The sequence below is a fragment of the Thermococcus camini genome, from assembly GCF_904067545.1.
In the GTDB taxonomy this organism is placed as follows: Archaea; Methanobacteriota_B; Thermococci; order Thermococcales; family Thermococcaceae; genus Thermococcus; species Thermococcus camini.
The window spans coordinates 839,887-861,529 of record NZ_LR881183.1 but is presented as its reverse complement, the minus strand read 5'-3'; the positions used below and the strand labels follow the sequence as shown (position 1 = coordinate 861,529).

27 protein-coding genes are annotated in these 21,643 nt (G+C 56.1%); 15 read left to right on the top strand and 12 right to left on the bottom strand.

The features are described from left to right. The gene (locus TIRI35C_RS04645) at positions 1-177 is read left to right on the top strand and encodes a hypothetical protein (RefSeq protein ID WP_188201924.1); all 177 of its coding nucleotides are present in this window, start codon (positions 1-3) and stop codon (positions 175-177) included. On the opposite strand, the gene TIRI35C_RS04640 is transcribed toward TIRI35C_RS04645, so the two are convergent. Genes TIRI35C_RS04640 through TIRI35C_RS04630 form a run of 3 tightly spaced genes read right to left on the bottom strand, consistent with a single transcriptional unit; the run spans position 174 to position 2,985 of the window. Beyond that, on the bottom strand, positions 174-884 hold the full coding sequence (locus TIRI35C_RS04640) for an ABC transporter permease (protein ID WP_246454681.1): 711 nt from the start codon (positions 882-884) through the stop codon (positions 174-176). The two genes, TIRI35C_RS04645 and TIRI35C_RS04640, sit on opposite strands and share 4 nt — an antisense overlap. After that, positions 881-1,840: an ABC transporter ATP-binding protein gene (locus tag TIRI35C_RS04635; protein WP_246454680.1), complete on the bottom strand. Its 960-nt coding sequence runs from the start codon at positions 1,838-1,840 to the stop codon at positions 881-883. The genes TIRI35C_RS04640 and TIRI35C_RS04635 overlap by 4 nt, the downstream gene beginning before the upstream one ends. Continuing rightward, the gene (locus TIRI35C_RS04630) at positions 1,819-2,985 is read right to left on the bottom strand and encodes a WD40 repeat domain-containing protein (protein WP_343044046.1); all 1,167 of its coding nucleotides are present in this window, start codon (positions 2,983-2,985) and stop codon (positions 1,819-1,821) included. Before TIRI35C_RS04630 ends, TIRI35C_RS04635 begins: the two co-directional genes overlap by 22 nt. Before the next feature lie 262 nt (positions 2,986-3,247). Here TIRI35C_RS04630 and hydB point away from each other — a divergent pair, with 262 nt between their 5' ends. Genes hydB through TIRI35C_RS04595 form a run of 7 tightly spaced genes read left to right on the top strand, consistent with a single transcriptional unit; the run spans position 3,248 to position 8,441 of the window. After that, entirely contained in the window at positions 3,248-4,351 is a 1,104-nt protein-coding gene (gene hydB, locus TIRI35C_RS04625; protein WP_188201921.1) for an NADPH-dependent hydrogenase/sulfhydrogenase 1 subunit beta, read from the top strand. After that, a complete protein-coding gene (gene hydG, locus TIRI35C_RS04620) occupies positions 4,348-5,232 on the top strand; it encodes an NADPH-dependent hydrogenase/sulfhydrogenase 1 subunit gamma (RefSeq protein ID WP_188201920.1) in 885 nt (294 codons plus the stop codon). Before hydB ends, hydG begins: the two co-directional genes overlap by 4 nt. Positions 5,233-5,242: 10 nt before the next feature. Further along, positions 5,243-6,034: an NADPH-dependent hydrogenase/sulfhydrogenase 1 subunit delta gene (gene hydD, locus TIRI35C_RS04615; protein ID WP_188203025.1), complete on the top strand. Its 792-nt coding sequence runs from the start codon at positions 5,243-5,245 to the stop codon at positions 6,032-6,034. Continuing rightward, positions 6,031-7,317: an NADPH-dependent hydrogenase/sulfhydrogenase 1 subunit alpha gene (gene hydA / locus TIRI35C_RS04610; RefSeq protein ID WP_188201919.1), complete on the top strand. Its 1,287-nt coding sequence runs from the start codon at positions 6,031-6,033 to the stop codon at positions 7,315-7,317. The genes hydD and hydA overlap by 4 nt, the downstream gene beginning before the upstream one ends. Before the next feature lie 48 nt (positions 7,318-7,365). Next, on the top strand, positions 7,366-7,575 hold the full coding sequence (locus tag TIRI35C_RS04605) for a hypothetical protein (protein WP_188201918.1): 210 nt from the start codon (positions 7,366-7,368) through the stop codon (positions 7,573-7,575). Further along, positions 7,556-7,987 (top strand): type II toxin-antitoxin system VapC family toxin, encoded by a 432-nt coding sequence (locus tag TIRI35C_RS04600; protein ID WP_188201917.1) that lies wholly within the window; start codon positions 7,556-7,558, stop codon positions 7,985-7,987. Before TIRI35C_RS04605 ends, TIRI35C_RS04600 begins: the two co-directional genes overlap by 20 nt. 4 nt (positions 7,988-7,991) lie before the next feature. After that, positions 7,992-8,441: a hydrogenase maturation protease gene (locus TIRI35C_RS04595; RefSeq protein WP_188201916.1), complete on the top strand. Its 450-nt coding sequence runs from the start codon at positions 7,992-7,994 to the stop codon at positions 8,439-8,441. Positions 8,442-8,478: 37 nt separating this feature from the next. Here the strand turns inward: TIRI35C_RS04595 and TIRI35C_RS04590 are convergent, their stop codons facing one another. The 3 genes from TIRI35C_RS04590 to lonB form a co-directional block, all read right to left on the bottom strand. After that, on the bottom strand, positions 8,479-9,819 hold the full coding sequence (locus tag TIRI35C_RS04590; protein ID WP_188201915.1) for an SUF-like minimal system protein SmsB: 1,341 nt from the start codon (positions 9,817-9,819) through the stop codon (positions 8,479-8,481). Further along, positions 9,816-10,556, bottom strand: a complete 741-nt coding sequence (gene sufC / locus TIRI35C_RS04585; protein WP_188201914.1) for a Fe-S cluster assembly ATPase SufC — start codon at positions 10,554-10,556, stop codon at positions 9,816-9,818. Before sufC ends, TIRI35C_RS04590 begins: the two co-directional genes overlap by 4 nt. A gap of 109 nt (positions 10,557-10,665) precedes the next feature. Continuing rightward, the gene (lonB, locus tag TIRI35C_RS04580) at positions 10,666-12,570 is read right to left on the bottom strand and encodes an ATP-dependent protease LonB (RefSeq protein WP_188201913.1); all 1,905 of its coding nucleotides are present in this window, start codon (positions 12,568-12,570) and stop codon (positions 10,666-10,668) included. Between the two features lie 117 nt (positions 12,571-12,687). On the opposite strand from lonB, the gene TIRI35C_RS04575 reads away from it, so the two are divergent. The 7 genes from TIRI35C_RS04575 (at position 12,688) to TIRI35C_RS04545 (ending at position 16,553) form a co-directional block, all read left to right on the top strand. Continuing rightward, complete coding sequence (locus TIRI35C_RS04575) at positions 12,688-13,491, top strand: DUF2666 family protein (protein ID WP_188203024.1); 804 nt, start codon at positions 12,688-12,690, stop codon at positions 13,489-13,491. An 87-nt stretch (positions 13,492-13,578) separates the two neighbouring features. Then, the gene (locus TIRI35C_RS04570) at positions 13,579-13,962 is read left to right on the top strand and encodes a RidA family protein (RefSeq protein WP_188201912.1); all 384 of its coding nucleotides are present in this window, start codon (positions 13,579-13,581) and stop codon (positions 13,960-13,962) included. A gap of 36 nt (positions 13,963-13,998) precedes the next feature. After that, positions 13,999-14,370 carry a Mov34/MPN/PAD-1 family protein gene (locus TIRI35C_RS04565; protein ID WP_167890601.1) on the top strand — a complete coding sequence of 124 codons (372 nt, stop codon included), beginning with the start codon at positions 13,999-14,001 and terminating at the stop codon, positions 14,368-14,370. Positions 14,371-14,451: 81 nt separating this feature from the next. After that, positions 14,452-14,829, top strand: coding sequence for an ArsR/SmtB family transcription factor (locus TIRI35C_RS04560; RefSeq protein ID WP_188203023.1), 378 nt, complete (start codon positions 14,452-14,454; stop codon positions 14,827-14,829). Between the two features lies 1 nt (position 14,830). After that, positions 14,831-15,145 (top strand): MazG nucleotide pyrophosphohydrolase domain-containing protein, encoded by a 315-nt coding sequence (locus TIRI35C_RS04555; RefSeq protein WP_188201911.1) that lies wholly within the window; start codon positions 14,831-14,833, stop codon positions 15,143-15,145. 157 nt (positions 15,146-15,302) lie between these two features. Continuing rightward, positions 15,303-15,752: an Lrp/AsnC family transcriptional regulator gene (locus TIRI35C_RS04550; protein ID WP_188201910.1), complete on the top strand. Its 450-nt coding sequence runs from the start codon at positions 15,303-15,305 to the stop codon at positions 15,750-15,752. 78 nt (positions 15,753-15,830) lie between these two features. Next, a complete protein-coding gene (locus TIRI35C_RS04545; protein WP_188201909.1) occupies positions 15,831-16,553 on the top strand; it encodes a DUF92 domain-containing protein in 723 nt (240 codons plus the stop codon). Between the two features lie 130 nt (positions 16,554-16,683). On the opposite strand, the gene TIRI35C_RS04540 is transcribed toward TIRI35C_RS04545, so the two are convergent. From TIRI35C_RS04540 to TIRI35C_RS04515, 6 genes are all read right to left on the bottom strand, one after another. Continuing rightward, positions 16,684-17,739, bottom strand: coding sequence for an SPOUT family RNA methylase (locus tag TIRI35C_RS04540; RefSeq protein WP_188201908.1), 1,056 nt, complete (start codon positions 17,737-17,739; stop codon positions 16,684-16,686). An 87-nt stretch (positions 17,740-17,826) separates the two neighbouring features. After that, positions 17,827-18,429, bottom strand: coding sequence for a 30S ribosomal protein S3ae (locus tag TIRI35C_RS04535; RefSeq protein WP_188201907.1), 603 nt, complete (start codon positions 18,427-18,429; stop codon positions 17,827-17,829). Positions 18,430-18,444: 15 nt separating this feature from the next. Further along, positions 18,445-18,705 carry a KEOPS complex subunit Pcc1 gene (locus TIRI35C_RS04530; RefSeq protein ID WP_188201906.1) on the bottom strand — a complete coding sequence of 87 codons (261 nt, stop codon included), beginning with the start codon at positions 18,703-18,705 and terminating at the stop codon, positions 18,445-18,447. Then, a complete protein-coding gene (locus TIRI35C_RS04525; RefSeq protein ID WP_188201905.1) occupies positions 18,695-20,125 on the bottom strand; it encodes a DHHA1 domain-containing protein in 1,431 nt (476 codons plus the stop codon). Before TIRI35C_RS04525 ends, TIRI35C_RS04530 begins: the two co-directional genes overlap by 11 nt. Before the next feature lie 39 nt (positions 20,126-20,164). Continuing rightward, positions 20,165-20,620: a 30S ribosomal protein S15 gene (locus TIRI35C_RS04520; RefSeq protein WP_188201904.1), complete on the bottom strand. Its 456-nt coding sequence runs from the start codon at positions 20,618-20,620 to the stop codon at positions 20,165-20,167. After that, the gene (locus TIRI35C_RS04515; RefSeq protein ID WP_188201903.1) at positions 20,589-21,602 is read right to left on the bottom strand and encodes an LAGLIDADG family homing endonuclease; all 1,014 of its coding nucleotides are present in this window, start codon (positions 21,600-21,602) and stop codon (positions 20,589-20,591) included. Before TIRI35C_RS04515 ends, TIRI35C_RS04520 begins: the two co-directional genes overlap by 32 nt. Between the last annotated feature and the right edge of the window lie 41 nt (positions 21,603-21,643).

The window sequence follows — 21,643 nt, the reverse complement described above, 5'->3', positions numbered from 1 at the left end:
ATGGAGAGGAAGACGTTCTACAGAATCCTGCTCGCCGTGGTTCTGGTCCTCACGGTGATTTACACCCTTGGAATAATGGGCGTCATACCCTTCCGGTGGAGCTACTACATCACGCTGTTCATGATAGTCCTCTTCTTCTATCTCAAGCTGGACAGGATGTCACGGGGAGAGCCCTAATAGGCCTTTCGCAGGGCTCTCACTGAGAGGAGAATAAGTCCCAGGGCTATCAGGAGCAGGAGGGAGAGCGAATAAAGCGGTGGAACCACGTCGTAGTAGCCTAGGAGGGCATAGCGGAGCCCCTCAACGGAGTAGGTCATCGGGGTCAGGAGACCAATCGCCATGAACCACGCGGGAAAGAGCGTCAGCGATGCCAGCGCGCCGCTTGTGAATATCATCGGCAGCCTTATCACGTTGAGCCAAGTCATGACGTTTATCGGGTTCTCAACGGCCAGAGAAACGTAGACGCCCAAAGCGGAGAAGGTCAGGTTGGCAAGGAGCACAAAAGCAACCGTCAGCGGCCAGCTCCAGACGGGATAAACCATGAAGTACCTCACCAGGGCAAGGGTTATGAGGCTCACCATCAGCCCAAAGAGAGCCCCCACCAGAACCTTGGCGAGGATTATCTCGCCGTAGCTCACCGGTGCCAGCAGGAGACGCTCGAAGGTCTTGAGCCTGCGCTCAAATATCAGGGAGGAGGCAACGAAGGAAGTCGTGGCGAATAGGGCTGAGATGCTCACCAGGCCCGGGGCGAGGTGGTCGATGTCGCCGAAGCGGACTATGAAGGAGAGCGTGAAGACGAGGGGGAATATCAGCCCCCAGCTTATCGAACCCGGCTTGAGCAGGTACTCCCTGAGTTCCTTGGCCATTATAGGGACGACCTTCACAGCGGACACCCCCCACAGGTGCAGGGTCTCTCGCGATCCTCGTTGCTCTCGGTCAGCTGAAGGAACACCTCCTCTATGCTGGGCAGCTCGGTTGAGAGGTGGAGAACCCTGAAGCCAAGCTCTTCCTTCCATTGCCAGAACTCATCGAGAAACCTATCGGTGTCATCAACGGTTACAACAATTGAATCTCCGTCCGGTTTGGGCGAGTAATGCTCGAGGAGGCGCAGCAGTTTGTTGCCCAGGGGCTCAAGGCGAAGGCGCACCCTCACTCCACCCCCGACCAGCTTCCTCAGCTCGTTCCTTCCGCCTATAGCCACTATCTTTCCCCTGTTGATTATGGCTATCCTGTGAGGCAACGTCTCGGCCTCCGCCATATTGTGGGTCGTCAGGAATATCGTCTTCCCCTCCTTGTTGAGAAGCCTGACCATTGCTCTAACCATCTTAGCTGACTGGACGTCCAGGGCTACTGTGGGCTCGTCCAGGAAAATCACCGGTGGCTCGTGTATGAGGGCAGCCACTATGGCTGCTCTTCTTTTGTATCCAGAACTCAGCTTCCCGAACTTCTTCCTTGCCGGAAGGTTGAAGTCCTTTATCAGCCGGGAGACGTTCTCCATGGGAGCATCGTAAAGCCTGGCCAGGAAGCGGAGGTTTTCCTCCACGGTGAGCTCATCGTAGAGGTTCGACACGTCCTGCACAACGCCGATACTCCTCTTCACGGCCAGTTTTTCACGACGGACGTCGTGGCCGTCAATGTAGGCCTCCCCCTCCGTTATAGGAGTCAGCGTGGAGAGCATTCTGACCGTCGTCGTCTTGCCAGCTCCGTTGGGGCCGAGGAATCCGAATATTTCCCCCCGCTTCACCTCAAAGCTTATTCCATCGACGGCGGTGAAGTCTCCGTAGCGCTTGGTCAGGTTTACAGCCTCTATTATGGCCCTCACTCTCTCATCTCCCTCCACATGAGCACCGCTAGAGCCGCCACGAGGGCCAGTATTCCACCGGCAACGAGGGGGTTTCCGAGGTCACTCTTACCCTCTGCCCCAGTTGTCGTCTCAGTGGGAGAACCCCCGCCAAGGACGGCAAAATCAACGGTACCCTCGCAGATGTCCTTCCCGTGAACCCTGTGGGTGACCGCCAGGTAGCGGGCGTCCTTCGAGATGGCCACACGTTCAACGGTCTCGTTCGGGTAGTAGTCCCAGAGCACGTTCCCGTCGGGCCCTATGAAGAACGCGTCGTCCCCGCCGGCGACTATCGTGTAGCCCCTCGCAGTGTCCACGTCGAACGCCTCGAGCAGGAACGGCACGGAGTAAACCTCATTTCCATCCCCGTCAAGCAGGATGACGCTGTTCACGGCCCCCGCAACGGCCACGCTGCTGCCGTCAAAGGACATGTCCATGAGCTTCCCGTTGAAGTGCTTCGTCCACAGGAGTTCCCCCCTCCAGTTGAGGGAGACAACCTCGCTCCACGACCCGTCGGGGGCCAGCACCAGGACGACTATCCTCTCCGGGGAGGCCGAGACCTTCTTGATGGTCCCGTTTAGGTGCGCCGAGAAGATTTCGGAGCCATCCGCGCGGAGTGCCACAAGGTCGCCGTTGTCGTTTCCCGCCACCACCTGGTCTCCGGAGAGATCAACGCTCCACACGAAGGCGCCCGTGTTGTGTTTCCACGCAAGCTCGGTTCCCCTGAAGAAATAAACGTTCCCATCGCCACTCCCCGCAACCGCGTACTTTCCGTCGGGGCTTATATCAACGCTCCAGACAACATCGTCTGCCCTGTACTCGTTCACGAGCCCCTTCTCGGGAGCGAAGAACTGTATCCAGTGGCCGTCTGTCCCGATGATGAGGGTATCGTTGTCGCTCAGGGCGGAGGAGTATGCAAAGCCCCTCACGGGAGCACGGAGAAGCCTCTCACCATCGCGGCCTAGGATTATCGCGTAGTATCCAAAGCCAAGGCCCAGGTCGCCGTTGTCGTTGAATGCCGCCGAGAAGACGATGCAGTCATCGTGGTAGTGCCAGCTCCAGGCCGGCTCGGCCAAAACGGGCTCTACAGCAGACAGGATAATGAACAGGATGAACGGGATTGCCCTCCAATGGTACCTTCTCATCCAACCCACCACGCCCCCTAGGAACCTCCGCCTTAAATGGTTAATGGTTCAGAAGCCTAATGCAGTGCCTGGCTGTTCAGGACGTGCCAAAAACTGCCGCCCCGGATTTTCCAAAAGATTGCGCATTAGGCTCAACGAACCCTTCTCAACCTTTGGTTTAGAATTTTCGGGTTTAAAAACGCTTTTTTAACCTCTGGCCAAGCATCAATTGAGGGGATAAACATGAGCACGTGTATATTTATGTTCACTGGAGGTGGTCGGTTTGAGATACGTTAAGCTCCCGAAGGAGAACACCTACGCGTTCCTTGAAAGGCTCAAGGAGTGGGGCAAACTCTACGCCCCGGTTAAGATATCCGAGAAGTTCTACGACTTCAGGGAGATAGACGACGTCAAACAGGTGGAGTTCAGCTACAACAGAACGATAATGCCGCCGAAGAAGTTCTTCTTCCTTCCCAGGGAGAAGCTCTTCGAGTTCAACCTCACCAAAGCCGAGTACAGGGAGGTCATAGAGGACGTCGAGCCCTTTGTGCTCTTCGGCCTTCACGCCTGCGACATCTTCGGCCTCAAGGTGCTCGACACCGTTTACCTCGACGAGCTACCGGATAAGTACTACAAGGTTCGCAGGGAGAAGGGCATCATCATAGGCATCAGCTGTATGCCCGACGAGTACTGCTTCTGCAACCTCCGTGAGACGGATTTTGCCGACGACGGCTTCGACCTCTTCCTCCACGAGCTCCCGGACGGCTGGCTCGTAAGGGTCGGCACGCCAACAGGCCACAGGATAGTGGACAAGAACATCAAGCTCTTCGAGGAGGTCACCACCGAGGACATCTGCAACTTCCGCGAGTTCGAGAACAAACGCTCGAAGGCCTTCAAGTACCACGAGGACTGGAGCAATCTGCGTTACCTGCTCGAGCTCGAAATGGAGCACCCGATGTGGGACGAGCAGGCTGAGATATGCCTCGCCTGCGGCAACTGCAACACCACCTGCCCGACCTGCCGCTGCTACGAGGTTCAGGACATAGTCAGCCTCGACGGTGAAACCGGCTACCGCGAGAGGCGCTGGGACTCCTGCCAGCTCAGGAGCCACGGCCTCGTTGCGGGAAACCACAACTTCAGGCCGACCAAGAAGAGCCGCTTCCGCAACAGGTACCTCTGTAAGAACTCCTACAACGAGAAACTCGGCATAAGCTTCTGTGTCGGCTGCGGCAGGTGCACCTACTTCTGCCCGGCGGGTATAAGCTTCGTGAAGAACCTGCGCACGATCATGGGACTTGAGGAGAAGACCTGTCCGTCCGAGATAAGCGAGGAAATCCCGAAGAGGGGATTCGCCTATGCCTCGGAGATAAGGGGTGAGGACATATGAGCGAGGTAGTTCCCAGGGAGATTATGATGCCCAACGAAAACCCCTACGCGCTCCACAGGGTCAAGGTTCTCAAGGTTTATCCGCTCACCGAGAAGGAGAAGCTGTTCCTGTTCAGGTTTGAGGACCCAGAGCTGGCCGAGAAGTGGACCTTCAAGCCGGGACAGTTCGTCCAGCTCACCATCCCCGGCATCGGTGAGGTTCCGATAAGCATATGCTCCTCCGCGATGAGGAAGGGCTTCTTCGAGCTCTGCATCAGGAAGGCTGGAAGGGTCACCACGGTCATCCACAGACTCCAGCCCGGAGATACAGTCCTCGTCCGCGGCCCCTACGGCAACGGCTTCCCCGTTGACGACTGGGAGGGCATGGATCTGCTCCTAATCGCCGCTGGCCTTGGAACCGCCCCGCTCAGGAGCGTCTTCCTCTACGCCATGGACAACCGATGGAAGTACGGCAACATAACCTTCATCAACACCGCCCGCTATGGAAAGGACCTTCTGTTCTACAAGGAGCTTGAGGCCATGAAGGACCTTGCCGAGGCCGAGAACGTCAAGATAATCCAGAGCGTAACCAGAGACCCCGAGTGGCCGGGACTTCACGGAAGGCCGCAGAACTTTATAGTTGAGGCCAACACCAACCCGAAGAACACAGCCGTTGCCATATGCGGCCCGCCGAGGATGTACAAGGCCGTCTTCGAGTCCCTCATCAACTACGGTTACAGGCCTGAGAACATATTCGTCACGCTGGAGAGGAAGATGAAGTGCGGAATAGGAAAGTGCGGCCACTGCAACGTCGGAACGAGCACGAGCTGGAAGTACATCTGCAAGGACGGCCCGGTCTTCACGTACTTCGACATAGTATCAACACCTGGCTTACTGGACTGAGGTGGTGGAGATGGAAGGAAAGGTCAGAATTGGGTTTTACGCTCTCACCTCATGCTACGGCTGTCAGCTCCAGCTGGCCATGATGGATGAGCTCCTTCAGCTGCTTCCGCACGCTGAAATCGTCTGCTGGTTCATGGTCGAGAGGGACAGCTACGAGGACGAGCCGGTGGACATAGCCTTCATCGAGGGAAGCGTCTCCACCGAGGAGGAGGTCGAGCTTGTCAAGAAGATACGCGAGAACGCGAAAATCGTTGTGGCCGTTGGCTCCTGTGCAGTCCACGGCGGTGTGCAGAGCTGGGAGAAAGACAAGAGCCTTGAGGAGCTCTGGAAGACCGTCTACGGCGACGGGAAGGTCAAGTTCGAGCCGAAGATGGCCGAGCCGGTGGAGAACTACATCAAGGTTGACTACCGCATCTACGGGTGCCCTCCTGAAAAGCGGGACTTCCTCTACGCGCTCGGCACGTTCCTTGTCGGCTCTTGGCCAGAGGACATAGATTACCCGGTCTGCGTCGAGTGCAGGCTGAAGGGGCACCCGTGCATACTCATCGAGAAGGGCGAGCCGTGCCTCGGGCCGATAACGAGGGCTGGTTGCGACGCTCGCTGTCCCGGCTTTGGCGTGGCGTGCATCGGTTGCAGGGGAGCTATAGGCTACGACGTTGCCTGGTTCGACTCACTCGCCAGGACGTTCAAGGAGAAGGGAATCAGCAAGGAGGAGATACTCCAGCGCATGAAGATGTTCAACGCCCACAACCCGAAGCTCGAGGAAATGGTTGAGAAGATATTCCAGGGGGTGGAAGAATGAAGAACCTCTACCTTCCCATCACCGTTGATCACATAGCGCGCGTTGAGGGCAAGGGCGGCGTTGAGATAGTCGTTGGAGACGATGGTGTTAAGGAAGTCAAGCTCAACATCATAGAGGGTCCGAGGTTCTTTGAGGCCATAACGGTGGGCAAGAAGCTCGAAGAGGCGTTAGCCGTCTACCCAAGGATATGCTCCTTCTGTTCGGCTGCCCACAAGCTCACAGCGGTGGAAGCCGCTGAAAAGGCTGTTGGCTTTGAACCGCGCGAGGAGATCCAAGCGCTCAGGGAGGTCCTCTACATCGGCGACATGATAGAGAGCCACGCCCTGCACCTTTACCTCCTAGTCCTTCCGGACTACCTCGGCTACTCCAACCCGCTCAAGATGGTGGACGAGTACAAGAAGGAGATAGGCATAGCCCTGGAGCTTAAGAACCTCGGAAGCTGGATGATGGACGAGCTTGGAAGCAGGGCGATACATCAGGAGAACGCGGTACTCGGAGGCTTTGGAAAACTTCCGGACAAGGCCACCCTTGAGCTTATGAAGAAGCGCCTCAGCGAGGCACTACCCAAGGCTGAGTACACCTTCGAGCTCTTCGCAAAGCTTGAGCAGTACGCTGAAGTCGAGGGGCCGATAATCCACATGGCTGTGAAACCGAGGGGAGACGTCTACGGCATATATGGCGACGCCATAAGCGTCAGCGACGGCTTCGAGTTCCCGAGCGAGGACTACAAGAAGTACATGGTCGAGCGCGTTGTGGAGCACAGCTTCGCCAAGCACTCTTTCTATCGCGAGAGGCCCTTCATGACCGGAGCCATATCCCGCGTCGTCAACCACGCTAACAAGCTCTACGGAAGGGCGAAAGAGCTCTACGAGAGCCACAGGGATCTGCTCAGGCCAACCAACCCCTTCGCCAACAACCTGGCCCAGGCCCTTGAGCTGGTTTACTTCACCGAGAGGGCTATCGATTTGATAGACGAAGCCCTCGCGAAGTGGCCGATACGGCCCAGGGACGAGGTTGTCCTGAAAGACGGCTTCGGCGTCTCAACGACGGAGGCACCGCGTGGAATCCTCGTCTATGCCCTCGAGGTCAAGGACGGAAGAGTAGCTTATGCGGACATCATAACTCCCACAGCGTTTAACCTCGCCATGATGGAGGTCCACGTCAGGATGATGGCGGAGAAGCACTACAACGAAGACCCGGAGAGGCTCAAGTACCTCACCGAGATGGTGGTAAGGGCCTACGACCCGTGCATCTCCTGTTCGGTGCACGTTGCTAAGCTTTGATTTCTCAACTTTTTTAAGGGATAGTTACAGAAAAATACCGGGGGTATTATGGCTGAAGAAATCGTTGATGTTGTTATACACGTGAAGGTGCCAAAGAAGTATGCCGAGACATTCAGGAAGGACGTTGAGGCTATGGCATGGTATCTCTCCCACAAGGACGAACTCTTTGAGAACATGAGAAAGCTCAAGGGTATCATGAAGACCGACAAAACCTGGAAGGAGCTCAAGAGGGAGATTTATGAAGGATTTACTTATTGACAGCTCTCTCATTGTGGAGTACTTCAAAGGCAACGAGCGGGCGGTTGAACTCTTTGAGTCCTTCGAGAACGAAGACCTTGCTCTTTACATAACCGAAACAGTGTCTAGTGAGGTCACGTATCTTCTCCTTGGCTACTTCTCGAAGCTTGCACCTCGAACCATCAAAGGCAAAAAAGGCAAACTGCCGTCGGAGATTCAGGTCGTTTTCAAAGCTCTGAGAAGCTTTGGATTTGTTGAGTCATCGCAAAGGACGCTCTTCAAGGCTATGGAGCTCATCGAGAAGTACGCCATGCTGCCCAACGACGCTCTAATTTTAGCCACCTGCATAGAACATGGCTTTGCCCTGGCAACCCTCGATGAGGACTTCTTCGAGCCGGCAAAGAAGGAAGGGGTTGAACTCGTAACGGGGTGATTCCATGAGAACGCTCATCTTAGCCCTCGGCAACGAGCTGATGAAGGACGATGGAGTCGGACTGAAGGCCGGCAGAATACTCGCGAAAAAGGGCTACAACGTTCTCGACGTTGGCACGGACATATTCATGCTCTCCGCCCATTACAATGGGGAGGAAAGGCTGATAATCATCGACGCGATTCTGAGTGAAAAGTTTCAGCCGGGAAAGATAATTCACCTCGCAGGTAAAGATGTCTTCGAGAAGCTGAAGGGGGAGATAAGGAGCGCCCACTTCATTGGGGCCATAGACGGGCTTAAGCTTCTGATGGCGATGGACGAGCGCCTTGCTAAAGCGGATATACACTTCATCGGCGTCGTTGCCAGGGAGATAGACCTCGGAATGGGGCTCACCGAGGAAGTTGAAAAGGCCCTGCCAAGGGTCGTCGAGCTGGTTGAAGAACTCTGCAAAGAATGAATTAAATAATTGAATAATCAAAGAATCGGCCGGGGGCTCACATGCCCCCGCTGACCGCTAACTCGATTATCTTCCGTATCTCCACGAGGAACTCCATCGGAATGTCCTTGAGCATCGGTTCGAGAAAGCCCTTGACTATGAGCTGGGTCGCTTTTTCTTCATCCAGTCCACGGCTCATCAGGTAGAACAGCTCTTCCTCGCGTATCTTGCCGATAGCTGCCTCGTGGCTGAGCTGGGCGTCATCGACCTTGCTTATCAGTCCCGGGTAAGTTTCCATCGTGGCTTTGTCGCTCATCAGCAACGCGTCACAGCTTATGTGCCCTTTGGTCTTCGGCGCCTCGGCCTGGATTATTCCCCTCGTTATCACCGTGCTTTCGTCCATTATGACGGCTTTGCTCGCGTTTATTCCAGCCGAACCTTTGCCCTGGAGGTACATCCTTCCACCCAAATCAACGTAGAAATCCTTCTGGCCGAGAAGAATGCCGTTCAGCTCAACGTAACCGTTCTCCGCTACCCAGTACCTCGGATCGCCTATGTTGCTCTTTCCGGAGCCAAGGGTAACGGTGGTGTTGATGAATCTCGCGCCCTTTCCTATCCTCGCCCTCGTCATCGGCCTCGTGTGAACGTACTCCGGCCAGTTCTGGAGAACCGTCAGTTGACCCTTCGCACCATCGTGGAAGTAGGCCTCGGTCATGTCAAGATGTAAAGAGTGCTTGAGCAGAATCGGTGCAGTACAGCCCTCGATGAGGTGGAACTCGCTGTTCGGCTCGGCTATTATGATAATGTGCGGCGCCTGGGCCAGTGCACTCTCCTGGATGAGGAAGAACAAGTGCAGCGGGAACGGGACTTTAAGGCCCTCCTTGACGTAGAGGAAGATTCCACCGTTCCAGACGGCAGTGTGGTAGGCCGTCAGCTTGCTCTCGTCAACGCGGAAGAGCCTGAGGAAGTGCTCTCTAACGATGTCCGGGTACTTTCTTACCGCCTCCTCTGTTGGGAGAACGATGAGCCCCTTCTTTTCCCACTCCCTGAGGAACTCGTTGTAGATGACCCCGGTGTCCGTCTGAACCGCCAGACCGGCTATGTACTTCTGCTCGACCTCACTGATACCGAGTCTGTCGAGGAGGGCCTTCATCTCTGGAGGTAGGTCATCGAGGCTCTCTATGTGAGAGGGAACGCCCTCTATCTCGGGCTTCGCTATGAAGTGGAGCAGCTCCTCCTCGCTTATAACGGGATCCCTGTGGGGAGCTTTCTCAAAGGCTTCCAGTGCCTTGTACCTTATCCTTGTCATCCACTCCGGTTCTTTGTTCCTCTTTGAAAGCTCTTCAATCTGATTCTCGATTATTGCCTTGGCATCTTTGATTGTTATGGTTTCGGTCATTCTCCCACCTCCTCGAATATCCTGCTGAAGCCCTCGCTCTCTATTCTCTCCACCAGCTTACCGCTTCCGGTCTTCACTATCCTGCCGTCCTTCATGACGTGGACCCTGAGCTTCTCCCTATCTAGGTGTCCGAGTATCCTGCCGTAGTGGGTGATGAGGAGCACGGCCGTGCCGCGCTGGTGTAGCTCCTCTATCTTTCTGCTGATGACACTCAGGGAGTCAACGTCGACGCCGCTGTCGGGCTCGTCGAGGATGAGAAGCTTCGGTTCTATGAGGAGCGCCTGGAGGAGCTCAAGCCGTTTCCTCTCGCCACCGGAGAAGCCAACGTTAACGTAGCGGTGAAGGTCCTCCTCCCGGAACCACAGCTCCTCCGCCTTTTTGACTATCCTGTCGTAGGCCTCTACGGGATCAACGCCCTTCGTCTCAACCAGAACCTGCTGAAGGAACTCGATGATCCTAACGCCCTCTACCTCGTGAGGGTGCTGGAAGGCCAGCATTATTCCCCTCTTGGCCCTCTCGTCGGGGCCAAGGCCGGTTATATCCTCCCCGTCGAAGAGTATCCTTCCACTCTCCACGGAGTACCTTGGATGACCCGCTATTGTGAGGGCCAGCGTTGATTTCCCAGAGCCATTCGGCCCCATGACAACGTGAAACTCACCGGGATTCACCTCAAGGGTGAGGCCTTTGAGTATGGCCCTGCCCTCTACCGAGACGTGAAGGTTCTCAACTTTGAGCATTAGCTCACCTCCGTGGGTAACGTGGATGGGACGTTTTTTAAGCATTTCTGGACATTAATGGGAACCACGAACCGAAATTGCGGACGACGGAAGAAGAGGGAAGGAAAGTTCAAAGGGAAAGCGGAAGGGCCTCCCTTATGCGCCTGAGGAGTTCTTCCTTCTTCTCGTTGTCCACGAGAGCGATCTCGAGGACCTGGTCAATGGTCTCGACCGGGAATATCTGTATCTTCTCCGCCTTGTCCCTGCTGAGGAAGACGTCCTTCTCGTTGGCCTTGGGGATTATGACGGTCTTTATGCCGGCCTCGATAGCTGCTTCTATCTTCGGCGTGGCACCCCCTATGGGGAGCACCTCACCGAGGACGCTGAGCGAGCCCGTCATGGCAACGTCCTGCCTTATCGGTATCTCCTCCAGCGCGGATATAACCGCGGTGGCCACGCTTATGCTCGCCGAGTCGCCCTCGACACCCTCGTAGGTCTGGAGGAACTGGACGTGGATATCATACTTGCTTATGTCCTCGCCCTTGTAGCGCTTGATTATCGCCGAGACGTTCTGAACTGCTTCCTTAGCTATCTCGCCCAGCTTTCCGGTGACTATAATCTTGCCCTCCTCCTTGCTGGCGGCGGGGGCGACGACCGCCTCTATCGGCAGGACTATACCGCTCTGCTCGCCTATGACGGCGAGACCGTTCACGCGGCCGATTCCCTTGCCCTCCGCCTTGATGACCTGGTACTCCTTCTTCCTCTCGATGTACCAGTCGGCGAGCTGCTTCTCGAGCGGCTTCGCCATCCTGATGGCCTCTATAACGTCCTCCCTCTCGACGTACTTCCTGCCCTTCTTGATTGCAATGTCTCCAGCGGCCCTAACGATACCACCGAGGTCGCGGAGGCGGAGGGTAAGGTGTCCCTTTCTGCCGGCCCGTTTTTGCGCTTCCCTCACTATCTCCTCAACGGCCTCCCTGGTGAAGTGGGGTATCTTTCCGTCGCGGATTACCTCCTGTGCGACGAACTGGACGAGCTTCTTCCTGTTCTCCAGGGTGTCCGGCATCGTCGTGCGCATGTAAACCTCGTAGCCGTAGCCCCTTATACGGGAGCGCAGGGCAGGGTGCATCTTGTCAACGGTATCGAGGTTTCCAGCCGCGACGAGGACGAAGTCGCATGGGACCGGCTCGGTCCTGACCATCGCGCCGCTCGACATCTCGCTCTGGCCGGTTATCGGGAACCTCTTCTCCTGCATGGCGGTGAGGAGGCTCTGCTGCATCTTAAGGGAGAGGGTCGCTATCTCGTCTATGAACAGCACCCCTTTATGGGCGCGGTGAATCATTCCCGGCTCAACGCGCTCGTGGGCGGGCGTTCCTAAACCGCCGCTCTGGAACGGGTCGTGGCGCACGTCACCGAGGAGCGCTCCGGCATGGGCGCCTGTAGCGTCGATGAACGGTGCCTTGGTTCTGCCGCAGTTGTCCACGAGAAGCTTCGGGACGAGGACAGTATTGCGGAGGCGCATGTTGGAGAGCGCCATTATGGTGAGTATTACAACGAAAAGGCCCATAAGGAGCGTGGTCGCACTGAAGTCTATGAAGAGGGCGAGCATGACGGTGAACATAACGAACAGGAGGATATACGATTTTATACTCTCCTGACCCTTGGCCTTCTCCCGGTACTTCTCGACTATCCTTCTCCCCTGGCAGGCGGGAACGGTCTTTATCCTGGGCATGTTCTCGTCTTCTGAGTTCGGGAAGACCAGTATGTCTTCGAGGTTCTCCGTCGGGAGAAGCTCCGCCATGGCCTGACCGAGCATGGACTTGCCTGTTCCGGGCTCTCCGATTAGAAGGACGTGCCTCTTCTGGTTCGCTGCAGTTCTGATGACCTCGACGGCATGTTCCTGGCCGATGACCTGGTCTATTAGCTTCTCCGGAACCTTGATCTCCTCGGTGGTGCTGAAATCCACGCCCAGCTCCAGGCTCTCGCCGTACTCCCTGGGGGCCAGGGCCTCTTCAATCTTTTCTTTGTCCCCCATTTTTCTTCCCTCTTTCGTTCTCTCAACCCTGAATGCTCGGGGCGATTTATAACTTTTTTGAGGCACCTGAGAAAAAGCTAAAATAGTGCATAGAATCCATAATGAATGGTGAAAGCGATGAGGGTAGAGGATCAGATAGTGTTTACGGCGCATCACGGGAACTGGAAGGTGGCGGACAGACTCCTTGATATGGACGATGAGAAGGTGGCCCACTTCATAGCGAGCATCTCCAACACGGTCAACGCGAAGATACCGGAGTACCTCACGGAGGTCATGAACGTCGCGGGAATAGCAAGCCTCGCCGAGGAGCTGGCGCAGAAGAACCTGAGCGATGCTGTCGTAGCGCTCAAATCCCCGGGAACCGCGAGGAAGCTGGGCCAGCTCGTCTTCGAGGACGACAAGAAGCTCAGGAAGCACCTCGTTGACGTTGCCAAGGCACTCCTAGTCAGGGAGGTTCTCTCCACGAAAGTCCCCGTGGACTACCCCGAAGAGCCGCTGAGCGAGGTCAGGATAGTCTTCCCTTACAACGAGGACCATGTCAACTTTACGGCGTTCCACCTCAGCGCGGAGCACGGCAAGTGGAGAGCTGTTAGGAGGCTCATCATCGACGACAAGACGCCGATGGCGGACGTCGCAAGGCTCCTCGCGGGCATAAACGAGAGCATAACCCTGAAGCTCCCCGTCTATGCCGGCATCGACGTGGATGGGATAGACGCATGGTTCGGGGAGTTCAAGAAGGTTAGAAAGGCCGAAATCCCGGCGGTCGTTGAGAAGTACATGCACTTCCCGGCTGAGAACTACGCCCCCAGGCCGTTCGTTGAGCATGCACGTGTTTACGCCCTGAGGAAGGCCCTGGAGAAGATAGGCCTGCCCCTCGATGTCCCTGCCAAGAGCCTTGAGAAGTACCTGGAGAAGAAGTGAACCCGGGGAGAGTGATGAAGCCGAGGACACCCGAGGGGGAACCGATGAGGAGTCTTCGCTTCGCTGATTCATTTTAGAGGTGAGAGAATGAAAAAGGAAACCGTCTTTACCGAGAGGGCCCCCAGGCCGATAGGTCCCTACAGCCAGGGAGTTATCGCCGAGGGGAAGTTTCTCTTCGTCTCAGGGCAGATTCCAATAGACCCTGAGACCGGGGAGCTCGTGAAGGGGCCGATAGAGGAGCAGGCGAAAAGAGCCATCAGAAACCTCCTTGCGGTCGTTGAGGCCGCCGGAGGGAGCGCGAAGAACATCGCCAAGGTAACCGTCTACCTCAGGGACATGAAGGGCTACGCCCGATTCAACGAGGTCTATGAGAGGTATTTCTCGGCCTCCAGACCCGCGAGGGCTGTCGTTGAGGTCTCAAACCTGCCCAAGGGTGTGGCGGTTGAGATAGAGGCCATCGCCGTCCTCTGAGTCTTTTCCTATTTTCACAGACAAGAAGGTGAAAGCATGGAAGTCGTGAGAATAAGGAGGGAGCTGCTCGAATACCTGCTGGAGCTGGCGCGCGAGTTCTACCCGAACGAGTTCGCCGGATTCCTGAGGGAGAAGGACGGGGTTTTCGAGGAAGTCCTCATAGCCCCCAACCCCCACTTCGGCACGAGTTCCGCTTTCTTCGACACCTGGATGCTACCCTATGACGAGAGCATAAAGGGAACCGTTCACTCACATCCCGGCCCGAGCGCCTGGCCCTCACAGGCTGACCTTCACTTCTTCTCGAAGTTCGGGGGCGTTCACCTGATAATAGCGTATCCCTTTACTGAAGACGCCGTTAGAGCATACTCAAGCAGCGGCGAGCGCATCAGGATGGAGATAGTGGACTGAGACCACCGCACAAGGGATCGACGCTCGTTCATGTGAAAATTCTTAAAAAGGTGGGCCGCACTAAGAGTTTTGGTGTTGGACATGAAGGTGCGTGACGTCCTGGACAAGCTGGACGAGAAGCAGAAGAAGACAGTGATGCAGTGTTTTGAGACATGCAGCATCCCAGACCTCGACAGGGAATTGGACATCCACGTCGATGACGAAACTATGCGGTTCCTCAAGGCGATATCCAACCCCCTGAGGTTCAGGATACTCAAGCTTCTGAAGGACAACTGGATGTGCGTGTGCCTGATATCCAAGATACTCGAGCAGGACCAGACCCTGATCAGCCACCACCTCCGTACCCTTAAGGCCCTAAACCTGATCGATGAGCGCAAGGAGGGCAAGATGCACTTCTACAGAACCAACAGAGAGGTGCTCGAGGAGTATCTCACAAAGGTCCGCGAGGGGCTGGTGTGACGTGAACGAGCACCAGGAAAAAGTTGATAGGCTTGTCAGGGAGTTCGGCGGCTACTGGAGCCCCTTCGAGATGCTAGCGGCGCTGGTGGAGGAGGTCGGCGAGCTGGCGGACGAGCTTCTGAAGGTTGAGGGTGTAAAAGGCACCGGCGGGAGGGAAAGTCTGGAGGAAGAAATTGGCGACGTGGTCTTCGCACTCGCCTGCATCGCGAACCACTACGGTGTCGACCTCCTCACAGCGCTGGAGAAAAGTGTGAAAAAGTACCGGGCCCGCGACAAGAACCGATGGGGAGAACCCGATGAGGACATCAAGGGATAAAGGTCTTCCACTGTAACAACTGGTTCCACTGTATAACCAGGTTTTACGGCCATTAGGGGCCCGCAGAGTGACCGGAGGGTTAGAAATAATCCAACTTATAGAAACATTTTTATAATCGAACGACCAACCAGGATTAAAAATACTGGGGGGTGAAGAGATGGCTGATAAAATAAACGGAATCGACATCCGCATTTTAAAGCTTCTCTCAAGGAACGCCCGCCTTACCTATAAGGAGCTCGCCGAGATCCTTGGCACCACCAGACAGAGGATATCCAGGAGGATGGACCGCCTTGAGAGGAACGGCGTCATAAAGAAGTACACCGTCATACCCGACTACGACGCCCTCGGCTACGTCCACGTGATCCTCGGAATAACCCTCAAGCCGTCGGTCAACATCGACGAGATAATCCCCACCCTGGTTGAGGATGAGAACATCAAGATAGTCCAGCGTGCCATCGGCTCCCACAGCCTGGTCGTCCACATAGTTGGACCGAAGGACATGAAGGAGCTCGAGAGAATCATCGCAGAGGTCTCCAGAAAGATACCCGGAATCGACAAGCTCGACATAACCTTCGTGACCGAGACCGTCAAGTTCGAGGTTCTTTGATTTCCTTTACTTCCTTCGTCAACCGCCGAGAGAAAGAATAATAAACGCACCGCAGCACTTCTTCCCAAGGTGGCAAAGATGCTCGAAAGAATCGCCGTGGACGTGGCAGTGGTCGCCGGGCTGGGCCTCGGCTCGTATCGGTTCAAGGCCCTCGATGCAAAGGGTGCTGCAGCGGCGGCGGCGCTGGGGCTTGTTGTCATAGAGCTCGGCGGGATTTATCCGTTCCTGGCCATGGTGACCTTCGTTGTCATCGGCGTTCTTGCAACCAGGTACCGGTTTATGGAGAAGGTCAAACTCGGCACGGCCCAGAGCAGAAACGGAGTCCGGAGCTGGGGCAACGTACTTGGAAACGGGCTCGCTGCCGCCATCTTCCTAGTCTTCGAGCAGCTGTCCCATATGGGCGTCTTCTGGGCGGCGACGTTCGCGGCCATCGCAACAGCAAACGGAGACACACTCGCCAGCGAGCTCGGAAAGGTCTTCGGAAGGAGCCCGAAACTGATAACCAACTTTAAACCCGCCAGGCCCGGAACCAACGGCGCCGTGTCATTGGCAGGTGAGCTCTTTGCCCTTGCCGGAGCGCTGGTAATAGCTCTGTTTGCCCTCCCCCTGACCCCGGAAACGGGCCCCATGCTCCTCGCGGTGACCCTGGGCGGTTTCATCGGGGTCAATCTGGACAGCCTCATCGGAGCAACCCTGGAGAACGAGGGCATCACCAACAACAACTCCACCAATTTCCTGGCCTCACTTCTGGGCGGCTTCGTGGGCGCCGGCCTGTTCTACCTCCTCAACGGAGGGGCGTGAGATTTTAAAACCTAAACGGGAATTCCCCTCGGCGGATGATGACTACGGCGGATTCCCGAGCGGTGAGGACGACCTTAGGGTCTGACGCCTCGCCAAAGCATAATTCAAGAATTGAAGAATTAAAGAAAACTCAGGTTTTTTCCTCCCGCTTCCCTGTGTATTCCTCGTAAACCTCCCAGAGGGACACGAGTGCGGCTGGAATGCCGTGCTCGGTGGCAAAGGTCATATACGGGGCAAGGTCGATCACGTAATCCGCGAACCTGAAGAGGCCCCTCGGAATCCCCTCGCGGGAGCCGATGAACACAACGACCTCCTTCGCATGGAACATGTCACGCGCAAGCCTCTCTCCCACCTCCGCCACGGTTGGGCCTTTGGGATCCGTTATTATGAGGAGCCTTTTGTCCCTCCTTTTGTCGCGAACTACCTGATAAAGGTCCCACACGCTGACGGGAACCTTCTCAACCTTCCATGGATAGCTCTCACGCTGTATTCTGTGCCTGCTCTCCTGACCAACCCGGACCCCTTTGATGAACTCGGCCAGCTCAAGGGCGTCCATCTTTCCCTTCGGGGCTATTATGAGCTCCTTCACCTCAAAGGCCTGGGCGGCCCTTCCGATCTTCTCCCCGAAGGAGCGGCAGACCTTAAGGCCTCCCCAGTACGGCATCTGAACCACGGTGACCTTGCGGAAGAGCTCCCTTGCGTCCTTCTTGTCGGGAGTGAACTTCCTGAACTCCTCGCCCGGGAGAACCGAAACGTATGCTCTGTCCCCGATTATCTCGACCTGGACAATCTTGTCCGGCCAGCTGAGGTTCACGTCGGCGCCCGTGAGCTCGCGCACCTTTGCTCCGAGCTCCCTGTTGACGTCGATGCTTGAGAACCCGTGCTTTCCGCGCCTCTTTGTCTTCACTGCGAAGGTCTCGTTTTCCCCTATGAGCGGGACCACCTTCTCGGCGGTTTCAACGATCCTCTCAAGCTCGGCAGGAACCTCCGCGAGAACGGGAATTACCCTCTCGATCTCGGGAATGCCGAGCATCACCTCGCCCGCATTCTCGTCCCCAGTCTCCACGATGACGAGTCCGTAATAGCCCATCGGGGAGATCCATATCTCCGCGTCCGGAAGTGCCTCCCTGATATAATTGGCTGCAACGCCCTCCATACCCCGCTGGGTCTTCACGAGAAACTTCACACCCTCACCCCCAGGAAACACTCGCGGGAGTATTTAAAAGCATGTGGGCAGCGGCAGGAGGTCAGAGAATAGAGAATTGAGAGGCCATCAGGCCTCCGGCTCGGCGAGAACCTTGATCTTCCTGATCTCAGCCCTCTTGATCGGGTAAATCTTCCTGGCTTCCTTGGCTATCTCAGCCGCCATCTTGCCGCTGACGGCCTCAAGAACGAAGTCCCTGTAGTCAAGCTCCTCGGCCTTCTTGTAGATGATGTCCCTGATGATCTCCCTGATGGCCCTCTCCTGGCTGGTCTGGATGCGCCTGTAGGCGATGACCATGCCCATGACGCGGAGCTTGTAGCCGTCCTTGGTGGTGACGTTGTAGATACCGTCAACGCGGGTGGTTCTCCTCCTGACGAGGCTCCTTATGTAGCTCCTTGAGAGGGTGTGGCCCTTGAACTTGGTGTAGGCGTTCTGGCCCTTGACGTCGTAGACCTGGAAGTAGAGCTTGACCTGGCCCTTGGTGAAGTCGCCGGTGAGGTCCTTGAGGGTGGTCTCGATGACCCTTCCTATGACCTTCTCCGGCTCGTCGGCCGGGGTAAGGCCTATCTCCTTGCTCCCGAAGAAGTCCGGAGCGTAAACTATATACCACTCCTTGCTCTTCCACTTATCCTTGGTAGCGGCAGCCTTCTTCCTTGGGTTAACTTTTGCCATCTTAACACCTCCACTTCACACCTTTTCGGTTACATCTTCGGCGATTTTGATTGAAAACACCAAATCGTCCAGCGCTTTGATGAGTGTTTCAATCTCACCCGAGTATTTAACCTTTGTTATGACGTCCCCATTTTCCCATCGGGTCAGCACATTTAAACTTTTCTTTAGGTCATCCGGAATGTTCGCGTTGTCCACTTCAAGGGACCGGGCTATGGCCTCCGCCCTCTCCGGATCGCCGTAGTGCCAGATCATCTCCACCCTGGCCTCAATTCTCACCGGATTTTCCCTCCCGGAGCTGCCTTCCAAGGGCCTCGTTGAAGAGCCTGATGAACTCCTCGATCCTGTCCCTCGGGAAGCGAATTCCTGCGGCTATCGCATGCCCTCCGCCCTCTCCGCCGAGCTTCTCCGCGACCTCACGCAGTGCATCGCCGAGGTGATAGCCCTTCGCCAGGGCTTTCTCGGTTGTCCTTGCGGATCCCTTCACGAGGCTCTCGTCCTCGTCGCTGTCGGCCAGCACCACGACCGGCTTCTCTGGGTCAACCAGCCCGGCGTTTATCGCTATGTTGGCGGCGATGCCGACGAGAGTGTCCCGGATGCTCCTGCCCGCGTAGAAGACGTAGGCGTGCTCTCCCTCATCCGCCATGCTCCAGTTCTGGATTATGAACTTCCTGGCCTCTATCTGTTCCCGCTTGTAGTCGTCAAGCATCTTTCTGGCCTTCCTGTAGGCATCCTCGTCGCCGAGACATATCGCAACTCCCAGCGTCCCGGCGTTCAGTCTGCCGGTGGCGTTGAGCAAAGTTGCGAACTCCCTCGCCTCGTGCCTCGGGTCGCCCTCGGGATAGAGCGGGCTTACCACCACGTCGCCTATGAGCCTGTCTATGGCCTCCTTTGGGGCGCCGTGCTTGATGAGATGTATCACGAGTGCATCGTGAAGCTTCCTCTTCTCCTCCTCGCGGAGCTGCCAGTACCTCACGTCCGGGTCGAAGCCCTTGGCGCGGAGCCACTCTATGGCCTTCCGCTCATCGCCGGTTACCTCGGGAATCTCCGGGTTGGTGGAATAGGCCAGCATCTGGCGCAGAGGCCGGCTTTCGCGTCCGAAGAGGCGAAGTTCCTTCCGGATCTCCAGGATACCGAGACCCTTTCCGTCCTCTATGATGTCCATGTTCATGCCGTGGAACGTGCCGTCTATCTCCTGCATGTCACCGACTGCACCGACGAGGGCTATATAGGCCAGATCACGGTTCTTCTCGTTCATCTCCCTGGCGACAAAGTAGGCAACGCCCGAACCGCTGAGATCGCGGACGCTGTTGGCGCCGAAGGGGACCGGATTAACGAGAACGTGGGACTCCGTGGAGAAGCTCTCCTTCTCGGGCGGGTGGTGGTCAGCAACAACGACCGTGGCGCCTTCAAGGTACTTCTCGATGAGACCCATCGAGCCGCTTCCCAGGTCACTGAAGACATATATCCTGTGCTTTTCAGCGGCCAGGTCCTTGATGAGCTCCTCGCTCACCTGTTTGACGATGCTGAGCTGGAAGGTTCCGCCCTCGCGTGCAACAGCCCTCGCCAGAATCGCCCCGGCGGTTATGCCGTCAGCGTCGCGGTGGGAGACTATGCGGATGGTGTGCCCTAACTCAATGTGCATCTTGATCAGTTCGGCGCCTTCCCTGGCCCGCTCCAAAAACGCCCCTCTATCCACGGCAGGTTCACCACCGCAGGTTTAAGAAGAAGGAAAGGATCAGCGGACCAGGAGCTTGGCCTGCTCCGGATCGTAGCGCCACTTGGCCGGAAGCTTGCCGGTCCTGCGGTAGTACTTGACGAGGCGCCTGATCTTGCTCTCGGTGAGCTGGAGACCGCGCCTTGAGTGCTTGTCCTTCGGGTGCATCTCGAGGTGCTTCCTGAGCTTAACCGCCTTCCTGATGAGAGCCATGAGGTCCTCCGGGATGTTCGGCGCGAGGCCGTTCTCCTCAAGGATCTTGGTTATCTTCTTGCCGGTGACGAGCTTGACGCTCGGGATTCCGTACTGGTCCCTGAGGATGGTTCCTATCATTGCCGCGCTGTAGCCTTCCTTCCTGAGCTTGATAACGAGTCCCTCAACCTCCTCCGCCGTGTACTCAACCCAGGTCGGCGGAGCGGTCCTCGGTGGCCTCTTAGAACCAGACTTACCCCTCTTTCTCGCGTGTATCCTTGCCATACCATACACCTCCCGGTGACGGCCAGCTCCCGCCAGCCGCCCCTTCGCGTTGGGAATTGAGGGGAGGTTTAAAAAGGTTTGCCCTTATGACGTATCCCCTGCTTCCCTTCTCATACTCCTCATGCCAGAGACTTACGGCCTTCCTGTTTGGATAATCAAGTTTTAATTCAATCGCTCGCCTGAGTTTTGCTTCTTTTCTCCCCGCAGTGAAACCAATCTCTTTGGCAAACCGCATGACGTCACCAAAGCGGGAAATCCGTAGGATGAACATATCAACGTTTGATGAGTACTCCCCACCGCGGATAACGACTCTATGCCCTTTTGAATACAGTCTGGATATTTTGGAGATCATTCCAAGTGCTTCCAACAGCTTTCTAACGAACTCCAAAACCACCAGATCCGAGTTGACTGCGGCAACCTGCACTGTAAAGGTCTTTCCAGCGGATATTGTAGGGAACCCCTCACTATCAAAGAACCCCCTGAGGAATTCCGCAGGATATTCGCCGGCCAGAGAAAACAGCCTCTCCCTAGGGCCACTCAGGAGCTGAAATAGGGTCTTATTGCTCCCTTCCACGTAAAATCTATCCACGCGGGTTGAGTCCCTTTCAAATCCCATCGTGGCCCTAATCCCGAGTTTGTCTAAAGCGTTAGCAAACGCCTCCGCAAATTCCCGGTCAATGACCTTAAGTTTAACCACGTACCGTCCGTTGCCCTTCATGTGGATGCTACCATCTCCCAGGTAAACACCGATTATGTAGGAAAGCTCGGGGGAGGGTTCCATGGAAATGGCTCTAATTCTGTTAAATGGGCTATGCGTACCTTTAGACCAACGAATCACAGCTGCCTTTGAGAGTCGGACATTGTATTCGTCAGAAATCATTCCGACAATTCTCCCATAGCTGTGTCCCTCAGAACGCAGTACCTTCACACGTTCTACGACCTCATGAAGTTCATCAATATGGAGGTCCTTAATTCGCCGCATGACTATCTATAGCAGTAACAACGGAATTATAAAAATATTTC